This is a genomic window from Pseudomonas sp. R38(2017) (assembly GCF_002112395.1).
Lineage (GTDB): Bacteria > Pseudomonadota > Gammaproteobacteria > Pseudomonadales > Pseudomonadaceae > Aquipseudomonas.
On record NZ_NEHN01000007.1, the window covers coordinates 216,501 to 234,067 of the forward strand.

General features: G+C 60.7%; 16 protein-coding genes. 11 read left to right on the plus strand and 5 right to left on the minus strand.

The window, feature by feature from the left end:
• The first annotated feature begins 32 nt into the window (after positions 1-32).
• Positions 33-2,519 carry a circularly permuted type 2 ATP-grasp protein gene (locus CAF87_RS19595; RefSeq protein WP_085732674.1) on the plus strand — a complete coding sequence of 829 codons (2,487 nt, stop codon included), beginning with the start codon at positions 33-35 and terminating at the stop codon, positions 2,517-2,519.
• Positions 2,519-3,412 (plus strand): transglutaminase family protein, encoded by an 894-nt coding sequence (locus CAF87_RS19600; RefSeq protein WP_085732675.1) that lies wholly within the window; start codon positions 2,519-2,521, stop codon positions 3,410-3,412. The genes CAF87_RS19595 and CAF87_RS19600 overlap by 1 nt, the downstream gene beginning before the upstream one ends.
• 69 nt (positions 3,413-3,481) lie before the next feature.
• Here the strand turns inward: CAF87_RS19600 and CAF87_RS19605 are convergent, their stop codons facing one another.
• The gene (locus tag CAF87_RS19605; protein ID WP_085732676.1) at positions 3,482-3,661 is read right to left on the minus strand and encodes a hypothetical protein; all 180 of its coding nucleotides are present in this window, start codon (positions 3,659-3,661) and stop codon (positions 3,482-3,484) included.
• 68 nt (positions 3,662-3,729) lie between these two features.
• Positions 3,730-4,317, minus strand: a complete 588-nt coding sequence (locus CAF87_RS19610; protein WP_085732677.1) for a TIGR00730 family Rossman fold protein — start codon at positions 4,315-4,317, stop codon at positions 3,730-3,732.
• A 341-nt stretch (positions 4,318-4,658) separates the two neighbouring features.
• On the opposite strand from CAF87_RS19610, the gene azu reads away from it, so the two are divergent.
• Positions 4,659-5,105, plus strand: coding sequence for an azurin (gene azu, locus CAF87_RS19615; protein WP_007950684.1), 447 nt, complete (start codon positions 4,659-4,661; stop codon positions 5,103-5,105).
• A 234-nt stretch (positions 5,106-5,339) separates the two neighbouring features.
• Entirely contained in the window at positions 5,340-5,690 is a 351-nt protein-coding gene (locus CAF87_RS19620) for a hypothetical protein (protein WP_085732678.1), read from the plus strand.
• 91 nt (positions 5,691-5,781) lie between these two features.
• Here CAF87_RS19620 and nadE read toward each other — a convergent pair whose 3' ends face one another.
• From nadE to CAF87_RS19635, 3 genes are all read right to left on the minus strand, one after another.
• Positions 5,782-6,609, minus strand: a complete 828-nt coding sequence (nadE, locus tag CAF87_RS19625) for an ammonia-dependent NAD(+) synthetase (RefSeq protein ID WP_085732679.1) — start codon at positions 6,607-6,609, stop codon at positions 5,782-5,784.
• Between the two features lie 4 nt (positions 6,610-6,613).
• The gene (gene pncB / locus CAF87_RS19630) at positions 6,614-7,837 is read right to left on the minus strand and encodes a nicotinate phosphoribosyltransferase (protein ID WP_085648080.1); all 1,224 of its coding nucleotides are present in this window, start codon (positions 7,835-7,837) and stop codon (positions 6,614-6,616) included.
• Positions 7,838-7,944: 107 nt separating this feature from the next.
• Complete coding sequence (locus CAF87_RS19635) at positions 7,945-8,850, minus strand: LysR family transcriptional regulator (RefSeq protein ID WP_085732680.1); 906 nt, start codon at positions 8,848-8,850, stop codon at positions 7,945-7,947.
• 161 nt (positions 8,851-9,011) lie between these two features.
• On the opposite strand from CAF87_RS19635, the gene CAF87_RS19640 reads away from it, so the two are divergent.
• From CAF87_RS19640 to CAF87_RS19670, 7 genes are all read left to right on the plus strand, one after another.
• The gene (locus tag CAF87_RS19640; protein WP_085732681.1) at positions 9,012-10,502 is read left to right on the plus strand and encodes an aldehyde dehydrogenase family protein; all 1,491 of its coding nucleotides are present in this window, start codon (positions 9,012-9,014) and stop codon (positions 10,500-10,502) included.
• Between the two features lie 88 nt (positions 10,503-10,590).
• Complete coding sequence (locus CAF87_RS19645) at positions 10,591-11,874, plus strand: FAD-binding oxidoreductase (RefSeq protein WP_085732682.1); 1,284 nt, start codon at positions 10,591-10,593, stop codon at positions 11,872-11,874.
• 364 nt (positions 11,875-12,238) lie between these two features.
• Positions 12,239-13,372 (plus strand): ABC transporter substrate-binding protein, encoded by a 1,134-nt coding sequence (locus CAF87_RS19650; RefSeq protein ID WP_085711176.1) that lies wholly within the window; start codon positions 12,239-12,241, stop codon positions 13,370-13,372.
• 145 nt (positions 13,373-13,517) lie between these two features.
• Positions 13,518-14,432 carry a branched-chain amino acid ABC transporter permease gene (locus CAF87_RS19655; protein WP_007950661.1) on the plus strand — a complete coding sequence of 305 codons (915 nt, stop codon included), beginning with the start codon at positions 13,518-13,520 and terminating at the stop codon, positions 14,430-14,432.
• A 3-nt stretch (positions 14,433-14,435) separates the two neighbouring features.
• Positions 14,436-15,737: a high-affinity branched-chain amino acid ABC transporter permease LivM gene (gene livM, locus CAF87_RS19660; protein WP_085732683.1), complete on the plus strand. Its 1,302-nt coding sequence runs from the start codon at positions 14,436-14,438 to the stop codon at positions 15,735-15,737.
• Positions 15,734-16,606 carry an ATP-binding cassette domain-containing protein gene (locus CAF87_RS19665; RefSeq protein ID WP_065258801.1) on the plus strand — a complete coding sequence of 291 codons (873 nt, stop codon included), beginning with the start codon at positions 15,734-15,736 and terminating at the stop codon, positions 16,604-16,606. The genes livM and CAF87_RS19665 overlap by 4 nt, the downstream gene beginning before the upstream one ends.
• Positions 16,603-17,319, plus strand: coding sequence for an ABC transporter ATP-binding protein (locus tag CAF87_RS19670; protein WP_064388664.1), 717 nt, complete (start codon positions 16,603-16,605; stop codon positions 17,317-17,319). The genes CAF87_RS19665 and CAF87_RS19670 overlap by 4 nt, the downstream gene beginning before the upstream one ends.
• Positions 17,320-17,567 lie beyond the last annotated feature (248 nt).

Consider the following 17,567-nt stretch of genomic DNA (forward strand, 5'->3'; position numbering starts at 1 on the left):
CTGACCGAACCTTGCCGGCTGCCGAGCTTTCCATGCCTGACCTGCTTGACCGCTACCCGCTTACGGCGGGCACCTATCACGAACTGCTTGACGACAGCGGCGCGGTGCGTCCGCACTGGCAGCGGCTGTTCGACCAATTGCAGCGCAGCACCCCGGCGCAACTGGTGCAGCGTCAGGCATTGCTGACACGGCAGATTCAGGAAAACGGTGTCACCTACAACGTCTACGCCGACCCCAAAGGCGCGGATCGTCCGTGGGAGCTGGATCTGCTGCCCCATGTGATCGCTGACGATGAGTGGCAACATCTGTCGGCCGGGATCGCCCAGCGCGCGCGGCTGCTCAATGCGGTGCTGGCGGACCTGTATGGCCCGCAACAGTTGATTCGCGAAGGCTTGCTACCGGCGGAGCTGGTGTTCGGCCACAACAACTTCCTCTGGCCCTGTCAGGGCATTGCGCCCCCGGACGGGGCCTTTCTGCATCTGTATGCCGTGGATCTGGCGCGAACGCCGGACGGCCGCTGGTGGGTGACTGCGGATCGTACCCAGGCGCCATCGGGGGCCGGTTATGCGCTGGAAAACCGCACCATCGTGTCCCGCGCCTTCCCCGAGTTGTATCGGGATCTGAAGGTGCAGCACCTGGCTGGTTTCTTCCGCACCTTGCAGGAAACCCTGGCCCGTCAGGCACCCTGCGACGATGACGCGCCGCTGGTGGTATTGCTGACCCCGGGGCGTTTCAACGAGAGCTATTTCGAACATCTTTATCTGGCGCGCCAGCTCGGCTATCCGCTGGTGGAGGGCGGTGATCTGACGGTGCGTGATGCCACGGTCTACCTGAAAACCCTCAGCGGTCTGCGCCGGGTGCACGCGATCATGCGCCGGCTCGACGATGACTTCTGCGATCCGCTGGAACTGCGTACGGATTCGGCGCTGGGCGTTCCCGGGTTGCTTGAGGCCGTGCGTCAGGGCCGGGTGCTGGTGGCCAATGCGCTGGGCAGCGGCGTGCTGGAGTCGCCGGGGCTGCTGGGCTTTTTGCCGAAGATCAATCAATACCTGTTCGGTGAGGAACTGATCCTGCCTTCCATCGCTACCTGGTGGTGTGGAGAGGCGCCGGTGCTGGCCCAGGCGTTGGAGAAATTGCCAGAGCTGCTGATCAAACCGGCCTTTCCGTCCCAGAGTTTTGCGCCCGTTTTCGGGCGTGATCTGAGCGAAAAACAGCGCCAGAGTCTCGCCGAGCGCATGCAGGCCCGGCCTTATGCCTATGTCGCGCAAGAACTTGCGCAACTGTCCCATGCGCCGATCTGGCAGCCCGAGGGCGGCCAGTTGCAACCGCGAGCCATCGGCATGCGCATGTATGCGGTGGCCAGTCATGACGGTTATCGGGTGTTGCCAGGCGGCCTGACCCGGGTGGCGGCCGAGGCCGATGCCGAAGTGGTGTCGATGCAGCGCGGTGGCGCGAGCAAGGACACCTGGGTGCTGGGCAACCGGCCGCCAAGCGGTGAGCAATGGAAGACCCAGCGCAATATCGGCGTGCACGATCTGGTACGCCGTGATCCGTACCTGCCGTCGCGGGTGGTGGAAAACCTGTTCTGGTTCGGCCGTTACTGCGAACGCTGCGACGACAGCGCGCGGCTGTTGCGGATCATGCTGGCGCGCTACGTCGATGGTGATGACCCGCAGGCCCTGCAGGCTGCCGTGGCGCTCGGCGAGCGGCTGATGCTGCTGCCGGACGAAGGCGAGCTACCGGAGCGCTTGCTCGCGGCTTTGCTTGGCGAGGACTGGTCGTTCAGCCTGCGCTCCAACCTGCAACGCTTGCAGTGGGCGGCGTCGCAGGTGCGCGGCAAGCTCTCGCGGGAGAACTGGCAGGCGCTGGTGGAATTGCAGCGCGAAGCGACGGAACTGGACACCGACGAGCCGGATTTCGGCGAGCTGCTGGATTTTCTCAACCGGCTGGTGATGTCGCTGGCGGCGCTGTCCGGGTTTGCCCTCGACGACATGACCCGCGATGAAGGCTGGCGCTTCCTGATGATCGGCCGGCGGATCGAACGCCTGCAATTCCTCAGCAGCAGTCTCGCCGGTTTCCTGCGTGGCGTCGGCGCATTCGATCAAGCGGGGCTTGAGTGGTTGCTGGAACTGGGCAACAGCAGCATCACCTATCGCTCGCGTTATCTGGCGGTGGCGCAGTTGATTCCGGTGCTCGACCTGTTGCTGCTGGACGAGCAGAACCCCCATGCAGTGTTGTTCCAGTTGAAACTGGTGACGCGCACCCTCAAGCGGCTGAACGATGATTTTGGTGTGCCGAGGGAGGCCGGGTTGCCAGAACTGGTCGGGCGTCTGGCGCGCTTCGATCTGGGGTGTCTGGAAAATCCATTGTTCGGCGAATCCAGCGTGCGTGCCGCCCTCGACGGTCTGGCGGATCTGCTTCAAGACGTTGCCGACGCCAGCGGCCAGGTCTCCGATCGTCTGGCCCTGCGCCATTTCGCCCATGTCGATGATGTCAGCCAGCGCACGGTATCCGTCTGATGAATGCCCACTACCAGATCCTTCACGACACCTGCTATCACTACGACAGCCCGGTCTCGCTGGCGCAGCAGCTCGCGCACCTGTGGCCTCGCGAATGCACCTGGCAGCGCTGCACCGAACAGCAATTGCTGATCAGCCCGGATCCGACCACGCGTCGTGACGAGCAGGATGTGTTCGGCAATCCGCTGACGCGCCTGGCGTTCGAACGGCCTCACGATGAATTGCAGGTCAACGCACGGCTGACGGTCGAGGTGCTGGCGCGACCGGCGCTGGATTTCAATCTGTCGCCGGCCTGGGAGCTGACCCGTAATGCGCTGACCTACAGCAGTCAGCCGTTGCCCGCCGAATTGCTGGAGGCCTGTCGTTACCGGTTTCAGTCACCCTACGTTCACTTGAAGCGCAGCTTCGTCGAGTTCTCCGAAAGCTGTTTTCCACCCGGGCGACCGTTGCTTCTGGGCGTGCAGGCGTTGATGGAAAAGATCTTCGACGAATTCACCTTCGATGCCGAGGCCACGCAGGTCGCGACGCCGCTGGTCGAGGTGCTGGAGCGGCGGCGCGGGGTCTGTCAGGACTTCGCCCACCTGATGCTGGCCTGCGTGCGTTCCCGAGGATTGGCGGCGCGCTACATCAGCGGTTATCTGCTGACACGGCCGCCACCGGGACAACCGCGATTGATCGGTGCTGATGCATCCCATGCGTGGGTTTCGGTGTTTTGCCCGGTGCTCGGCTGGGTGGATTTCGATCCGACCAACAATGTGCAACCGGCTCTGGAGCACATCACCCTGGCCTGGGGCCGGGATTTCTCCGATGTGTCGCCGTTGCGCGGGGTGATTCTGGGAGGGGGGAGCCATGATCCCGAGGTCCGGGTCACGGTGATGCCACTGAATGAGTAATGAAGAACACGGCAGGAGCGGAGTAACCCGTTCCTGCCGGTTTTGCGTTCATTGGTCCTGCGGTGTTACTCAGGCGTCGGGCGCCGGGTCTTTCGGTGCATCAACATCATCATCGGTCGCCACTTCACCGTCAGGGTTCAGTGCCGCTTCTTCAGCCATCTGTTTCTTGCGCTGAAGCTTTTCCTCTTTCTTCTGTTCCTTGGCCAGGTCACGTTGACGCTTGGCGAAGGAGTAATTGGGTTTGGCCATGGGCGATCCTCTTGGGTCGAAGGTGAGGTTGAGCGGCGCGTATTCTGCCCTGTATCGGTGCTCGGGGGTTAACCGGGTTTCTGGTCGACCCACTTTGGCGTGACGGTCGGCTGCCACCGGTCGAGGGCATCGAGCAACGATTGCGGCGATTCACTCACTTGCAGCATGTCACGGTGCGGTGCGCGAACGAAGCCTTCGCCGACGATGTGATCGAGAAATGCAGTGAGTTTGCTGTAGAAACCGTTCACTTCCAGCAGGCCCAGCGGCTTGCCGTGGTAGCCGAGCTGGCCCCAGGTCCAGACTTCGAACAGCTCTTCAAGGGTGCCGAGGCCGCCGGGCAGGGCGATGAACGCATCGCTGAGTTCGGCCATCCGCGCCTTGCGGGCGTGCATGCCATCGACCACTTCCAGGCGGGTCAGGCTTTTGTGACCGATTTCCTTGTCCATCAGGCTCTGCGGAATGATACCGATCACTTCGCCACCGGCCGCCAGCGCCGCGTCGGCGACAATCCCCATCAGGCCGACGGCGCCACCGCCGTAGACCAGCGTCAGCTTACGCTTGGCGAGAGCTGTGCCGAGGGCGATGGCGGCTTCGGTGTACGCCGGGGTGGTGCCGGCGTTGGCACCGCAAAATACACAAACGGATGTGAGAGACATGCCTTCCTCCTGGGTCAATCGGTCACAGGGTAATGGCTGGCACGCCTTGATCCAAGGGCTAGACTTCGCGTTTCGGGGTTTCATAGGTGCCGCTGGCACCACAGGCGTAGGCGGCGAGCAGACTGCACAACAGGCTGTTGAAGGACATGACGGATACTCCAGATGAGTGTTGAGCCCTGAAGATACGGCCCGGCCAATCGTCTGGCTGTTAGATTGTTTCGATGAGTGTCATAGCCTGAAAGTTGTATACAATTTTTGACTCAAGTCATAGGAACTTGCGAAGATTTCAGGCAGTCTTCCAACCATTCGTGTTTTTGTTAACCCTGCCTTGGAGATTCACCATGTTTTCCAAAGTTGTTGCGGTATCCCTGCTGGCGCTGGCCAGCAGCCAATTGATGGCTGCCGAGTGCAAAACCACCGTTGATTCCACCGACCAGATGTCCTTCAACACCAAGGCCATCGAAATCGACAAGAGCTGCAAGACCTTCACCGTCGAGCTGACCCACTCCGGCAGCCTGCCGAAGAACGTCATGGGCCATAACCTGGTGATCAGCAAAGAAGCCGACATGCAGCCGATCGCCACCGACGGCCTGGCCGCCGGCATCGACAAGAACTACCTGAAGGACGGTGACGAGCGCGTCATCGCTCACACCAAGATCATCGGCGCCAAGGAAACCGACTCGCTGACCATCGACGTGTCCAAGCTCAAGGCTGACGAGAAGTACGGCTTCTTCTGCTCGTTCCCGGGCCACATCTCGATGATGAAAGGCACCGTGACTCTGAAGTAGTAAAGCGGCTTAGTCATTGAAGAACGCCGCAGCGAGCGATTGCTGCGGCGTTTTTGCGTCTGTGATATTCATTTTGCCCAAATGCGGCGTTCACCATTTGGCTTCGCTTGTTTAGCCCATTGGTCGGAAACGCACACTCACCTGTAAGTTCTGACAGTAGACGAAGATTTTGAGCGCAAGCCAAATGCTAATGCGTCAAGAGGGCTTGGCGTATATCTCACATTGGAGCTTTTCATGAACACTAAAGAGACATCAGGTTGGGGGACTTGGGCGAGGCCTGGGGGTGCGATTTCAACGAATAATGAACTTCGCATTGACAAAATTCTCAACAGCAAGGGTGAGCTAATCGAAAGCGGAGGTGTTACCGAAGCCGGCGATTTGACTGTTTTAGGCATGACGCCGATAGGTCAAAGCGTATTTATCTACAATGCTCGAAACTTTGATGGCTTCGCTAGGGCTAAGGTCGATCCAACGGGGGCTTTCAGCGCCTTAGTGCCTGGACGCCCGCCTGAAACTTATGATTTCTTCGCTTTAAATCTCCCCGGTGGTGCTGAATCAGTAATCTATAGCATTACCTTGACCTAGGATCATGAATAAACTCCAAAATGGCAGGAGATGACGGAGGGGGTACAGCCCACTGAGTAACGTTCAGCGGGCTTTTTCATTCACTCAGGGATCACGGCGCAAACGGCATTACGCGCTTGTGATGCGTCTTCTTGTAAGTGCTAACGATGATGTCAAACGCTTCCTGACGCACCGGCTCGCCGTGCAGGAACGCGTCGATCTCGGCGTAGGTCACGCCGTGGGAGGCCTCGTCCGGCTTGCCCGGCGACAGGTCTTCCAGATCCGCGGTCGGCACTTTTTCCACCAGTGATTCCGGTGCGCCGAAGCTGCGGGCGATGGCCCGGACCTGGTTCTTCACCAGACCGCTGAGCGGGGCCAGGTCGCAGGCGCCGTCACCGAACTTGGTGAAGAAACCCATCACCGCTTCCGCCGCGTGATCGGTGCCGATCACCAGGCCATGGGCCGCGCCGGCAATGGTGTACTGGGCGACCATACGCATCCGCGCCTTGGTGTTGCCGAGCACGAAATCCACCGACACCGCGTGCTTGCCTTCGAAGGCTGCGACTTCGTTGGCGAGGGATTTCACTGCCGGGCCGATGTTGACGGTGTGGCGCTCGTCCGGGGCGATGAAGTCCACCGAGGCCTGGGCGTCGTGTTCATCGAACTGCACGTCGTACGGCAGGCGCACGGCGATGAACTTGTAGGCCTCGTCACCGGTGCGCTCGCGCAGTTCACGCATGGCGCGCTGGGCCAAAAGGCCCGCGGTCAGCGAGTCCACGCCGCCGCTGATGCCCAGCACCAGGGTCTTGAGCCCGGAACTGGTCAGGCAATCCTGGATGAAGGTGATGCGTCGGGCGACTTCCGCTTCGAGGGCCTGGTAATCGGCGAACGGCGGCTGAACGTTGAGCTGTTCAGCAATCTCACGCTGTACGGCTTGCATGAATTCACTCCTTGCTAGAAAGGCTGGAAACGGCAGGAACCTGGAAAACGTGTCGCAAATAGGCGACGAAATTCGGGTCTTTGCAGTGGGTCTTGCCCGGCTCATCGGAGATCTTCGCCACCGGTTGGCCGTTGCAGGCGGTCATTTTAAGCACGATGCTCATCGGCTCGACACCCGGAATGTCACAGGTGAGGTTGGTGCCGATGCCGAAGCTGACATTGATCCGCCCCCGCAGTGCCCGGAAGATCTCCAGCGACTTGGGCAGCGTCAGGCTGTCGGAGAACACCAGGGTCTTGCTCATCGGGTCAATGCCGAGCTTATGGTAATGCGCGATGCACTTTTCGCCCCACAATACCGGGTCCCCGGAGTCGTGGCGCAGGCCGTCGAAAAGCTTGGCGAAGAACAGATCGAAATCGCCGAGGAAGGCATCGGTGGTGATGCAGTCGGTCAGCGCGATCCCCAGCAAGCCGCGATATTCGCGAACCCAGCAATCGAGGGCGGCAATCTGGCTGTCGATCAGTCGCGGGCCGAGTTGCTGGTGCGCCATGATCCACTCGTGGGCCATGGTGCCCAGTGGTTTCATGTCCAGCTCACGGGACAGGTGCACGTTGCTGGTGCCAACGAAGCGTCCTGGGAAGTCGTGCTTGAGCACATTCACCACTTCTTCCTGCACGCGGTAGGAAAACCTGCGACGTGTGCCGAAATCCGCGACCTGCAACTGCGACAGTTCTTCGGCCGAAGCATTGGCCGTCAGCCAGTCGAACTTGCGGTAAAGCTGTTCGCGGGCCTGTTCCAGCAGCGTTTCGCGGTAGCGATAGCGGTTGCGCACTTCACTGACGATCGCCAACAACGGCACTTCAAACAGAATCACATGCAACCACGGCCCGCGCAGGCGGATGAACAGCTCGCCGTTCTCGATGCCGGTGTGCAGGTAGCGCAGGTTGAAACGGAACAGACCGAGGAAACGCAGGAAATCCGGCTTGAGGAACGAGATGCGCTCGAGAAAGCTCAACTGATCGGCGCTCAGGCTCAGCTCGGCCAGACGCTCGACCTGGAAGCGGATCTCCGCCAGATACGGACGCAGATCCTCACTGTTACGGCAACGAAACTCCCATTCGACTTCGACGTTGGGGTAGTTGTGCAGCACCGCCTGCATCATCGTCAGTTTGTAGAAGTCGGTGTCGAGCAGGTTCTGCACGATGCGATCGGCAAACACACTCTCGCTCATAACGGGGTCTCCAGGCGGGCCGCGCGTTGGCGCGGTATCAATCAATGGCGCTAGTGGCGCATATCCGGGGTGTGGATTGCCAGCGATTTTTATCTCGGCAGCGGCCCTCAGACCGCGTCAGGACTGCCGATCTGCTCCAGCATCCACCTCACGAAATCCCGCACCTTGGGCACTTCCGCCGCGTGTTCCGGGTAGGCCAGGTAATACGCGTCAGTGCTGGGCATTGCATGCTGCCAGGGAATGACCAGTTTGCCGTCGGCCAATTCCTCTTCCACCAGGAACCTCGGCAATAGGGCAACACCGCAGCCGACCTGGGCGGCGCGAATGCACATATAAAAGGTTTCGAAACGCGGGCCGTGGTAGCTGTGTTCGGTCTGGTAGCCCTGGCTGTCGAACCAGTCGTGCCACGCTTGCGGGCGCGAAGCATTCTGCAGCAGCACCAGATCGGTGAGTTGCGTTGGATCAGTCAACGGCGTGTCCGGCAGGCTGCCCGGTGCGCACACGGGAACCAGCTCTTCGCCGAACAACTTCAGGCACTCGGTGCCGGGGCGTGAACCCTGGCCGAAATAGAACGCCAGGTCGCTGCGACCTTGCAGCAAGTCATCGGCTTCCTGTTCGTTGCACAGGTCCAGATGAATCGACGGATGACGCAGGCGCCAGCCCTTGAGGCGCGGCACCAGCCAGCGGGCGCCGAAGGTCGAGGGCGTGGAGACTCGCAGGACTTCGGTCTCGCCGCCGTAGGAGCGCAGGTAATGGGTCGACATCTCGACCTGGGTCAGGATTTTTCTGACTTCCACCAGATACAGATCGCCGGCCGGGGTCATCTGCAAACGGCGGCGGACCCGACGGAACAGCAAGTGCTGTAACAGTTCTTCAAGTTGCGCCACCTGCTTGCTGACGGCGCTCTGGGTCAGGTTCAGTTCCTCGGCGGCCCGGGTGAAACTCAGGTGCCGGGTCACGGCCTCGAAGCACTGCAGCGCGGTGATCGACGGCAAGTGGCGTTTGTTCAGCATGGGCAATCCTTTTCTTGTCTTTCTGCGCAGCATGAATAAACGGAATGATATCTCGCGTAAAGGTCGTTTGTTGCACGGCCTTCCTGAAGCTACAACTAAAGGCCTTCCCGGTCGTGAAAACGCGACCGCACACATTCAGTTTTTTGCTTGAGGAGTGACCCATGGTTGCCGCATTGCTTGATCGTCTTGGTGTGAACCCGGCCCTGTACCAGAACGGCAAAGTGCCGGTGCATTCGCCCATCGACGGCAGCCGCATCGGCGCCGTGAACTGGGAAGGCCCGGCCGAAGTCGAGCAGCACATCAGTCGCGCAGATCATGCGTTCGAACAATGGCGCAAGGTGCCGGCCCCGCGTCGCGGCGAACTGGTGCGTCAGTTCGGTGAAGTGCTGCGTGAATACAAGGCCGACCTCGGCGAGCTGGTGTCGTGGGAAGCAGGCAAGATCACCCAGGAAGGCCTCGGTGAAGTGCAGGAGATGATCGACATCTGCGACTTCGCCGTTGGTCTGTCCCGCCAATTGTACGGCTTGACCATCGCTTCCGAGCGCCCTGGCCACCACATGCGTGAAACCTGGCACCCGTTGGGCGTGGTCGGCGTGATCAGTGCGTTCAACTTCCCGGTCGCGGTGTGGGCGTGGAACACCACGCTGGCGCTGGTCTGTGGCAACCCGGTGGTGTGGAAGCCGTCGGAGAAAACCCCACTGACCGCCCTGGCCTGTCAGGCGTTGTTTGAACGGGTACTGAAGAACTTCGGCGATGCCCCGGCGCACCTGAGCCAGGTGATCATCGGTGGTCGCGATGCCGGCGAAGCACTGGTGGATGACCCGCGTGTGGCGCTGATCAGCGCCACCGGCAGCACCCGCATGGGCCGCGAAGTGGCGCCGAAAGTCGCCGCGCGCTTCGCCCGCAGCATCCTTGAACTGGGCGGCAACAACGCAATGATCCTCGGCCCGAGCGCCGATCTGGACATGGCTGTGCGCGCCATCCTGTTCAGCGCCGTCGGCACCGCCGGTCAGCGTTGCACCACGTTGCGTCGCCTGATCGCCCATGAATCGGTGAAAGAAGAAATCGTCACCCGCCTGAAAGCCGCGTACTCCAAAGTCCGTATCGGCCATCCGCTGGAAGGCAACCTGATCGGCCCGCTGATCGACAAGCACAGCTTCGAAAACATGCAGGACGCGCTGGAACAAGCGCTGAGCGAGGGCGGCCGGGTGTTCGGTGGCAAGCGCCAGCTGGAAGACCAATTCCCCAACGCCTACTACGTGTCGCCGGCCATCGTTGAAATGCCGGAGCAGAGCGACGTGGTGTGCAGCGAAACCTTCGCACCGATCCTGTACGTGGTCGGCTACAGCGATTTCGATGAGGCGCTGCGCCTGAACAACGCCGTGCCGCAAGGCCTGTCGTCGTGCATCTTCACTACCGATGTGCGCGAGGCCGAGAAATTCATGTCGGCGGTCGGCAGTGACTGCGGCATCGCCAACGTCAACATCGGCCCGAGCGGCGCGGAAATCGGCGGTGCGTTCGGTGGCGAGAAGGAAACGGGTGGCGGTCGTGAGTCCGGTTCGGATGCGTGGCGCGCCTACATGCGCCGGCAGACCAACACCGTGAACTACTCGCTGGAGTTGCCGCTGGCGCAGGGCATCACGTTCGACTGACAGTTTTCTCAAAGCTATCGATCATTCCCACGCACTCGTGGGAATGATCTTTTAAGTGTGTTTGGCAGGTTTCTGTTGGAGTCTGGCAATGCCGTTACGCGAAGAATGTCTGTGGGAAAAACTCACGCCGCAACGACCGGATAACACGGCGCTCAGGGGCGAGGTCAAGGTTGATGTCTGCGTGATCGGCGCCGGGTTTACCGGGCTGTCGGCGGCGCTGCATCTGTTGGAAAAGGGCAAAAGCGTCTGCGTGCTCGAAGCCCATCGCGCCGGGCATGGCGGCTCCGGGCGCAACGTCGGACTGGTCAATGCCGGGATGTGGATCCCGCCGGACGAGATTGAGGCCGGCTTCGGCGAGACGGTCGGCAGTCAGCTCAACCGCATGCTGGGTGCGGCGCCGGCGCTGGTGTTCAGCCTTGTGGATAAATACAACATCGATTGCCAGTTGCGCCGCGAAGGCACCCTGCACATGGCGCACAACGCCAAGGGTGAGGCAGACCTGCGCAGTCGCGAAGAACAGTGGAAGCGCCGGGGGGCGCCGGTCGAACTGCTGACCGGCAAGGCCTGTGAGCAGGCGACCGGTACGCAAAAGATCGCCGCTGCGCTGCTCGACCGGCGCGCCGGTACACTCAATCCGATGGCTTATGTCACGGGGCTGGCCAACGCGGTCATCAGTCTTGGCGGACAGATGTTCGATCACTCCCCGGTCTCGCGCCTTGAACGCCAGGGCCAGCAATGGTCGGTGCAGACCGAGCAGGGCTCGGTGCTTGCCGAGCAGGTGGTGATCGCCTCCAACGCCTACACCGAAGGCGACTGGACCGAACTCAAACGCAATTTCTTCCCTGGTTACTACTATCAGGTCGCTTCGGTACCGCTTACCGAAGATGCTGCACAGGAAATTCTGCCGGGCGGACAGGGCTCGTGGGATACCCGCCAGGTGCTGAGCAGTATCCGCCGCGACAAGGACGGGCGTCTTTTGCTGGGCAGCCTCGGTAACGGCAATCAGAAACCCACCTGGTTTCTCAAGGCCTGGGCCGACCGGGTGCAGCAGCATTACTTCCCCAAACTCAAACCCGTGGAGTGGGAATGCACCTGGACCGGGCGCATCGCTTTTACTCCCGATCACTTGATGCGCCTGTTCGAACCTGCGCCCGGACTGGTGGCCGTCACCGGTTACAACGGTCGTGGCGTGACCACCGGAACCGTGGTCGGAAAGGCCTTCGCCGATTACCTGTGTAACGGAAATCCTCAAGCATTGCCGATTCCCTTTGCACCGATGCAGCCCCTGGCAGGCGTGGGCTTGCGCAGTTGCCTGTACGAGGCCGGGTTCTCGCTGTATCACGCGGGCCAGTGCCTGCGCATTGTCATTTGAGTGTTGAAATATGTTGCGTGAAGCGGCGCTTTTCGACGTAGCGACTAGCCTGTAATGGTGCGGGTTGTAGCAGTCCCGCACCAGCAGTGTGCAGTTCGGTGACGCGGGCTGTTACAGGCTGGTTGCACGTCGTTTGTCGCCGCGGTTGCAATGATGGCGCGTGCGGGTTGCGCCTGAAAAAACAAATGGTTTCACCTTCCGCGGTTTAGACGGTTGCACGCCCAATGAAAATGGGAACGAAACAGTCGAAATAACAAGAAAGCAGCGACTTTTTGAAGAATAAAAAACCGATGGCACGGCCCTTGCTCTGAGCAATCCAGTGAAGTCGCAGTGCCAACTAAAAAAAACCTTGGAGCACCACCTCATGTCCCAGACGTTTTACAAGAAAGGCTTTCTGGCCCTCGCAGTGGCTACTGCGCTGGGTGTTTCTGCGTTTGCACAAGCTGATGTGAAAATCGGTGTAGCGGGCCCTATGACTGGCGCCAACGCGGCATTTGGCGAGCAGTACATGAAGGGGGCACAAGCGGCGGCCGATGCGGTCAACGCGGCGGGCGGCGTCAACGGGGAGAAAATCGTCCTGGTCAAAGGCGATGACGCCTGCGAACCGAAACAGGCAGTCACGGTCGCCAAGGATCTCACCAACCAGAAAGTCGCCGGTGTGGTTGGCCACTTCTGCTCGTCCTCCACCATTCCTGCGTCGGAGATCTACGACGAAGCCGGCATCATCGCGATCACGCCGGGTTCCACCAACCCGCAGGTGACCGAGCGCGGCCTGAGCGCCATGTTCCGTATGTGCGGGCGTGACGACCAGCAAGGCATCGTCGCCGGCGACTACATTGTCGACGTGCTCAAGGGCAAGAAAGTGGCCGTGCTGCACGACAAGGACACCTACGGTCAGGGCCTGGCCGATGCGACCAAGGCTCAGCTGGAAAAACGCGGCGTGAAGCCGGTGCTGTACGAAGGCCTGACCCGTGGCGAGAAAGACTTCAGCGCCGTGGTCACCAAGATCCGCGCGGCCGGTGCCGACGTGGTCTATTTCGGCGGCCTGCACCCGGAAGCCGGTCCACTGGTCAAGCAACTGCGTACCGAAGGCCTGAAAGACGTGAAGTTCATGTCTGACGACGGCATCGTGACCGACGAACTGGTGACCACCGCCGGCGGCCCGCAATACGTCGACGGCGTGCTGATGACCTTCGGCGCCGACCCGCGCCTGCTGCCGGAAAGCAAGACTGTCGTGGATGCCTTCCGCAAGGCCGGCACCGAGCCTGAAGGCTACACCCTGTACGCCTACGCCTCGATCCAGGCCCTGGCCGCCGGCTTCAATGGCGCCAAGTCCAACAAGGGCGAAGACGCTGCCAAATGGCTGAAAGCCAACCCTGTGAAAACCGTGATGGGCGAGAAGACCTGGGACGCCAAGGGCGACCTGAAAGTCTCCGACTACGTGGTCTACCAGTGGGACGCGACCGGCAAATATCACCAGCTGGAAAAACAGAAGTAAGGGCTGACGCGATCGGCTGACCTCCACAGAACTTCTGTGGGGGCAGCCCGGTCGTGGCTGACATTGCTCCGACGTAAATCTGTATTTTTCCTAGAAGAACCGCGCGCCTCCGGGTGTGCAGGTTCTCACTGCGTGAGATTGCGTTATGGATGGTATTTTCCTTCAGCAACTGGTCAACGGCCTGACCCTCGGGTCGGTCTATGGCCTGATCGCCATCGGCTACACAATGGTCTACGGCATCATCGGCATGATCAACTTCGCCCACGGCGAGGTTTACATGATTTCCGCTTACCTCGCGGCAATCAGTCTGGCTCTGCTGGCTTACTTCGGTATCGAATCCTTCCCGCTGCTGATGCTCGGCACACTGGTCTTCACCATCGTCGTCACGGGGGTGTATGGCTGGGTCATCGAACGCATCGCCTACAAACCACTGCGCAACTCCACCCGACTGGCACCGCTGATCAGCGCCATCGGTATCTCCCTGATCCTGCAAAACTATGCGCAGATCAGCCAGGGCGCCCGTCAACAGGGTGTTCCGACGCTGCTCACCGGCGCCTGGCGCATCGACGTCGGCTCGGGCTTCGTCCAGCTGACCTACACCAAGATCTTCATTCTCGTCGCGGCGTTCGTCGGGATGGGCCTGCTGACCTACGTGATCAAGTACACCAAGCTCGGCCGCATGTGCCGCGCCACCCAGCAAGACCGCAAGATGGCCTCGATCCTGGGGATCAACACCGACCGGGTGATTTCCTATGTGTTCATCATCGGTGCAGCGATGGCGGCCCTGGCCGGCGTGCTGATCACGATGAACTACGGCACGTTCGACTTCTACGCAGGCTTCGTCATCGGCATCAAGGCGTTCACCGCCGCGGTGCTCGGCGGAATCGGCTCGCTGCCTGGCGCCATGTTGGGCGGGATCATCCTCGGGATCTCCGAGTCGCTGTTCTCGGGCCTGGTCAACTCCGACTACAAAGACGTGTTCAGCTTCTCGCTGCTCGTACTTGTTCTGGTCTTCCGGCCTCAGGGCCTGCTGGGCCGTCCTCTTGTGTCGAAGGTGTAAGCGATGTCTTCAACCACTACAAAATCCATTGATGTCAAAAAAAGCCTGGTTGAGGCGATTCTCGCCGGTTTGATCGCCCTGATCGTGTTCGGGCCGATTGTCGGCGTGGTACTCGACGGCTACAGCTTCAACCTCGAAGCGACCCGCGTGGCGTGGATCATTGCCATCGTCATGGCTGGCCGGTTTGCCTTGAGCCTGTTCCTGCAGACGCCCAAAGGCCTGAAAATCCTCGAAGGATTCGAAAGCACTGGTTCCGGCGTGCATGTGCTGCCCGCCGATCACAAATCCAGGCTGCGCTGGATCATCCCGCTGCTGATCGTGCTGGCCGTGATCGTGCCATTCGTTTCCAACTCCTACCTGCTGGGCGTGGTCATTCTCGGGTTGATCTACGTGCTGCTGGGGTTGGGGCTGAACATCGTGGTCGGCCTGGCCGGCCTGCTCGACCTCGGGTACGTGGCGTTCTACGCCATCGGCGCCTACGGTCTGGCGCTCGGTTATCAGTACCTCGGGCTGGGCTTCTGGACGGTGCTGCCGCTGGCGGCGATCACCGCTGGCCTTGCCGGTTGCATCCTCGGTTTCCCGGTATTGCGCCTGCACGGTGACTACCTGGCGATCGTGACGCTGGGCTTCGGTGAAATCATCCGTCTGATCCTCAACAACTGGCTGTCGCTGACCGGCGGTCCAAACGGCATGCCGGCACCACTGCCGACGTTCTTCGGTCTGGAGTTCGGCAAGCGGGCGAAGGATGGCGGGGTGCCGTTTCACGAGTTCTTCGGCATCGCCTACAACCCGGACGTGAAGTATTACTTCATCTATACGGTGTTGTTCCTGGTGGTTCTGGCCGTGCTGTACATCAAGCATCGTCTGGTGAAGATGCCGGTCGGTCGCGCCTGGGAAGCCCTGCGTGAAGACGAAATCGCCTGCCGCTCGATGGGCCTCAACCACGTGCTGGTCAAGCTCTCGGCGTTCACCATCGGCGCATCTACCGCCGGTTTGGCGGGTGTGTTCTTCGCCACTTACCAAGGCTTCGTCAACCCGACCTCGTTCACCTTCTTCGAATCGGCGCTGATCCTCGCCATCGTCGTGCTTGGCGGCATGGGCTCGACCATCGGCGTGGTGATCGCAGCGTTCGTGCTGACCGTCGCCCCGGAACTGCTGCGCGGCTTCGCCGAATACCGTGTGCTGCTGTTCGGGATCCTGATGGTGTTGATGATGATCTGGCGACCTCGCGGGCTGATCCGTATCAGCCGTACGGGGGTCACTCCACGCAAAGGTGCCATTCACTATGAGAGGACTGCGCCATGAGTGAAGTCGTACTCTCTGTTGAAAAACTGATGATGCACTTCGGTGGCATCAAGGCCTTGAGCGACGTCAGCCTGAAGGTCAAACGCAACTCGATCTTCGCCCTGATCGGCCCCAACGGCGCCGGCAAGACTACGGTGTTCAACTGTCTGACCGGGTTCTACAAGGCCTCCGGCGGCAAGATCGAACTCAACGTGCGCGGTCAGCAGACCAACGTCATCAAGCTGCTGGGCGAATCGTTCAAACCGACCGATTTCGTCTCGCCGAAGAACTTCGCCAGTCGCCTGTACTACAAGATGTTCGGCGGCACCCACTTGGTGAACCGCGCGGGCCTGGCTCGGACGTTCCAGAACATTCGCCTGTTCAAGGAAATGTCGGTGCTGGAAAACCTGCTGGTGGCCCAGCACATGTGGGTCAACCGCAACATGCTGGCTGGCATCCTCAACACCAAGGGTTACCGCAAGGCCGAAAGCGATGCGCTGGACTGCGCGTTCTACTGGCTGGAAGTGGTGGATCTGGTGGACTGCGCCAATCGTCTGGCCGGTGAACTGTCCTACGGCCAGCAGCGCCGTCTGGAGATCGCCCGGGCCATGTGCACGCGGCCGCAGATCATCTGCCTCGACGAACCGGCCGCCGGCCTCAACCCTCAGGAAACCGAAGCGCTGAGCGCGATGATCCGGCTGCTGCGCGACGAGCACGATCTGACCGTGGTGCTGATCGAACACGACATGGGCATGGTAATGAGCATTTCCGATCACATCGTGGTGCTGGACCACGGCATCGTCATCGCCGAGGGCGGTCCGGACGATATCCGCCACGATCCGAAGGTGATTGCGGCTTACCTGGGCGCCGACGAAGAGGAAGTCGTATGACGCAACCCATCCTCGAACTCAAGGATCTGGACGTTTTCTACGGCCCGATCCAGGCCCTCAAAGGCGTCTCGCTGCAGATCAACGAAGGGGAAACCGTCAGCCTGATCGGCTCCAACGGTGCCGGCAAGTCGACGCTGCTGATGTCGATCTTCGGCCAGCCACGGGCGGCGGGCGGGCAGATCCTGTATCAGGGCGTGGACATTACCCACAAGTCATCGCACTACATCGCCTCCAACGGCATCGCGCAGTCGCCGGAAGGGCGGCGGGTGTTCCCCGACATGACCGTCGAGGAAAACCTGCTGATGGGCACCATTCCGATCGGCGACAAGTACGCCAAGGAAGACATGCAGCGCATGTTCGAGCTGTTCCCGCGGCTCGAAGAGCGCCGTAACCAGCGCGCTATGACCATGTCCGGTGGTGAACAGCAGATGCTGGCCATCGCCCGGGCCCTGATGAGCCGACCCAAGCTCTTGCTGCTGGATGAGCCGAGCCTGGGCCTGGCGCCGATCGTGGTGAAACAGATCTTCGCCACCCTGCGGGAACTGGCGAAGACCGGCATGACCATTTTCCTCGTCGAGCAGAACGCCAACCACGCGTTGAAACTGTCCGACCGGGCGTACGTGATGGTCAACGGCGAGATCCGCCTGACGGGCACCGGCAAGGAATTGCTGGTGAACGAGGAGGTGCGTAACGCCTATCTCGGCGGGCACTGAGTTCTCAGGTTTTCCACAGCGATACAGAGCCCCGAGACGCGAGTCCCGGGGCTTTTTTGTATCCAGAATCGATCACGATCCACGCCATTCCCGAGATTGTGGAAAACAAAATCCCCAACCTGCCAAAGCGCGACATATAGACGCTGCAAATCGCTGTTTTTCCACAGTTTTGACTTGTCCCCGTTTGCTGTGGAGCCGGCTGTGAATAACGTGGGAGTAGCTGGCTAAGAACCTTTAAAACCGTGGCT

Excerpts from the sequence above, each read along its gene's own strand:
- CAF87_RS19605 (WP_085732676.1), bottom strand. The coding sequence starts at position 3,661 with ATGGCCAAACCCAATTACTCCTTCGCCAAGCGTCAACGTGACCTGGCC.
- pncB (WP_085648080.1), bottom strand. The coding sequence starts at position 7,837 with ATGAGCGAGAGTGTGTTTGCCGATCGCATCGTGCAGAACCTGCTCGAC.
- CAF87_RS19620 (WP_085732678.1), top strand. The coding sequence starts at position 5,340 with ATGAACACTAAAGAGACATCAGGTTGGGGGACTTGGGCGAGGCCTGGG.
- CAF87_RS19665 (WP_065258801.1), top strand. The coding sequence starts at position 15,734 with ATGAGTGAAGTCGTACTCTCTGTTGAAAAACTGATGATGCACTTCGGT.
- CAF87_RS19600 (WP_085732675.1), top strand. The coding sequence starts at position 2,519 with ATGAATGCCCACTACCAGATCCTTCACGACACCTGCTATCACTACGAC.
- azu (WP_007950684.1), top strand. The coding sequence starts at position 4,659 with ATGTTTTCCAAAGTTGTTGCGGTATCCCTGCTGGCGCTGGCCAGCAGC.
- CAF87_RS19610 (WP_085732677.1), bottom strand. The coding sequence starts at position 4,317 with ATGTCTCTCACATCCGTTTGTGTATTTTGCGGTGCCAACGCCGGCACC.
- CAF87_RS19650 (WP_085711176.1), top strand. The coding sequence starts at position 12,239 with ATGTCCCAGACGTTTTACAAGAAAGGCTTTCTGGCCCTCGCAGTGGCT.
- CAF87_RS19635 (WP_085732680.1), bottom strand. The coding sequence starts at position 8,850 with ATGCTGAACAAACGCCACTTGCCGTCGATCACCGCGCTGCAGTGCTTC.
- CAF87_RS19640 (WP_085732681.1), top strand. The coding sequence starts at position 9,012 with ATGGTTGCCGCATTGCTTGATCGTCTTGGTGTGAACCCGGCCCTGTAC.
- CAF87_RS19645 (WP_085732682.1), top strand. The coding sequence starts at position 10,591 with ATGCCGTTACGCGAAGAATGTCTGTGGGAAAAACTCACGCCGCAACGA.
- nadE (WP_085732679.1), bottom strand. The coding sequence starts at position 6,609 with ATGCAAGCCGTACAGCGTGAGATTGCTGAACAGCTCAACGTTCAGCCG.
- CAF87_RS19670 (WP_064388664.1), top strand. The coding sequence starts at position 16,603 with ATGACGCAACCCATCCTCGAACTCAAGGATCTGGACGTTTTCTACGGC.
- CAF87_RS19655 (WP_007950661.1), top strand. The coding sequence starts at position 13,518 with ATGGATGGTATTTTCCTTCAGCAACTGGTCAACGGCCTGACCCTCGGG.
- livM (WP_085732683.1), top strand. The coding sequence starts at position 14,436 with ATGTCTTCAACCACTACAAAATCCATTGATGTCAAAAAAAGCCTGGTT.
- CAF87_RS19595 (WP_085732674.1), top strand. The coding sequence starts at position 33 with ATGCCTGACCTGCTTGACCGCTACCCGCTTACGGCGGGCACCTATCAC.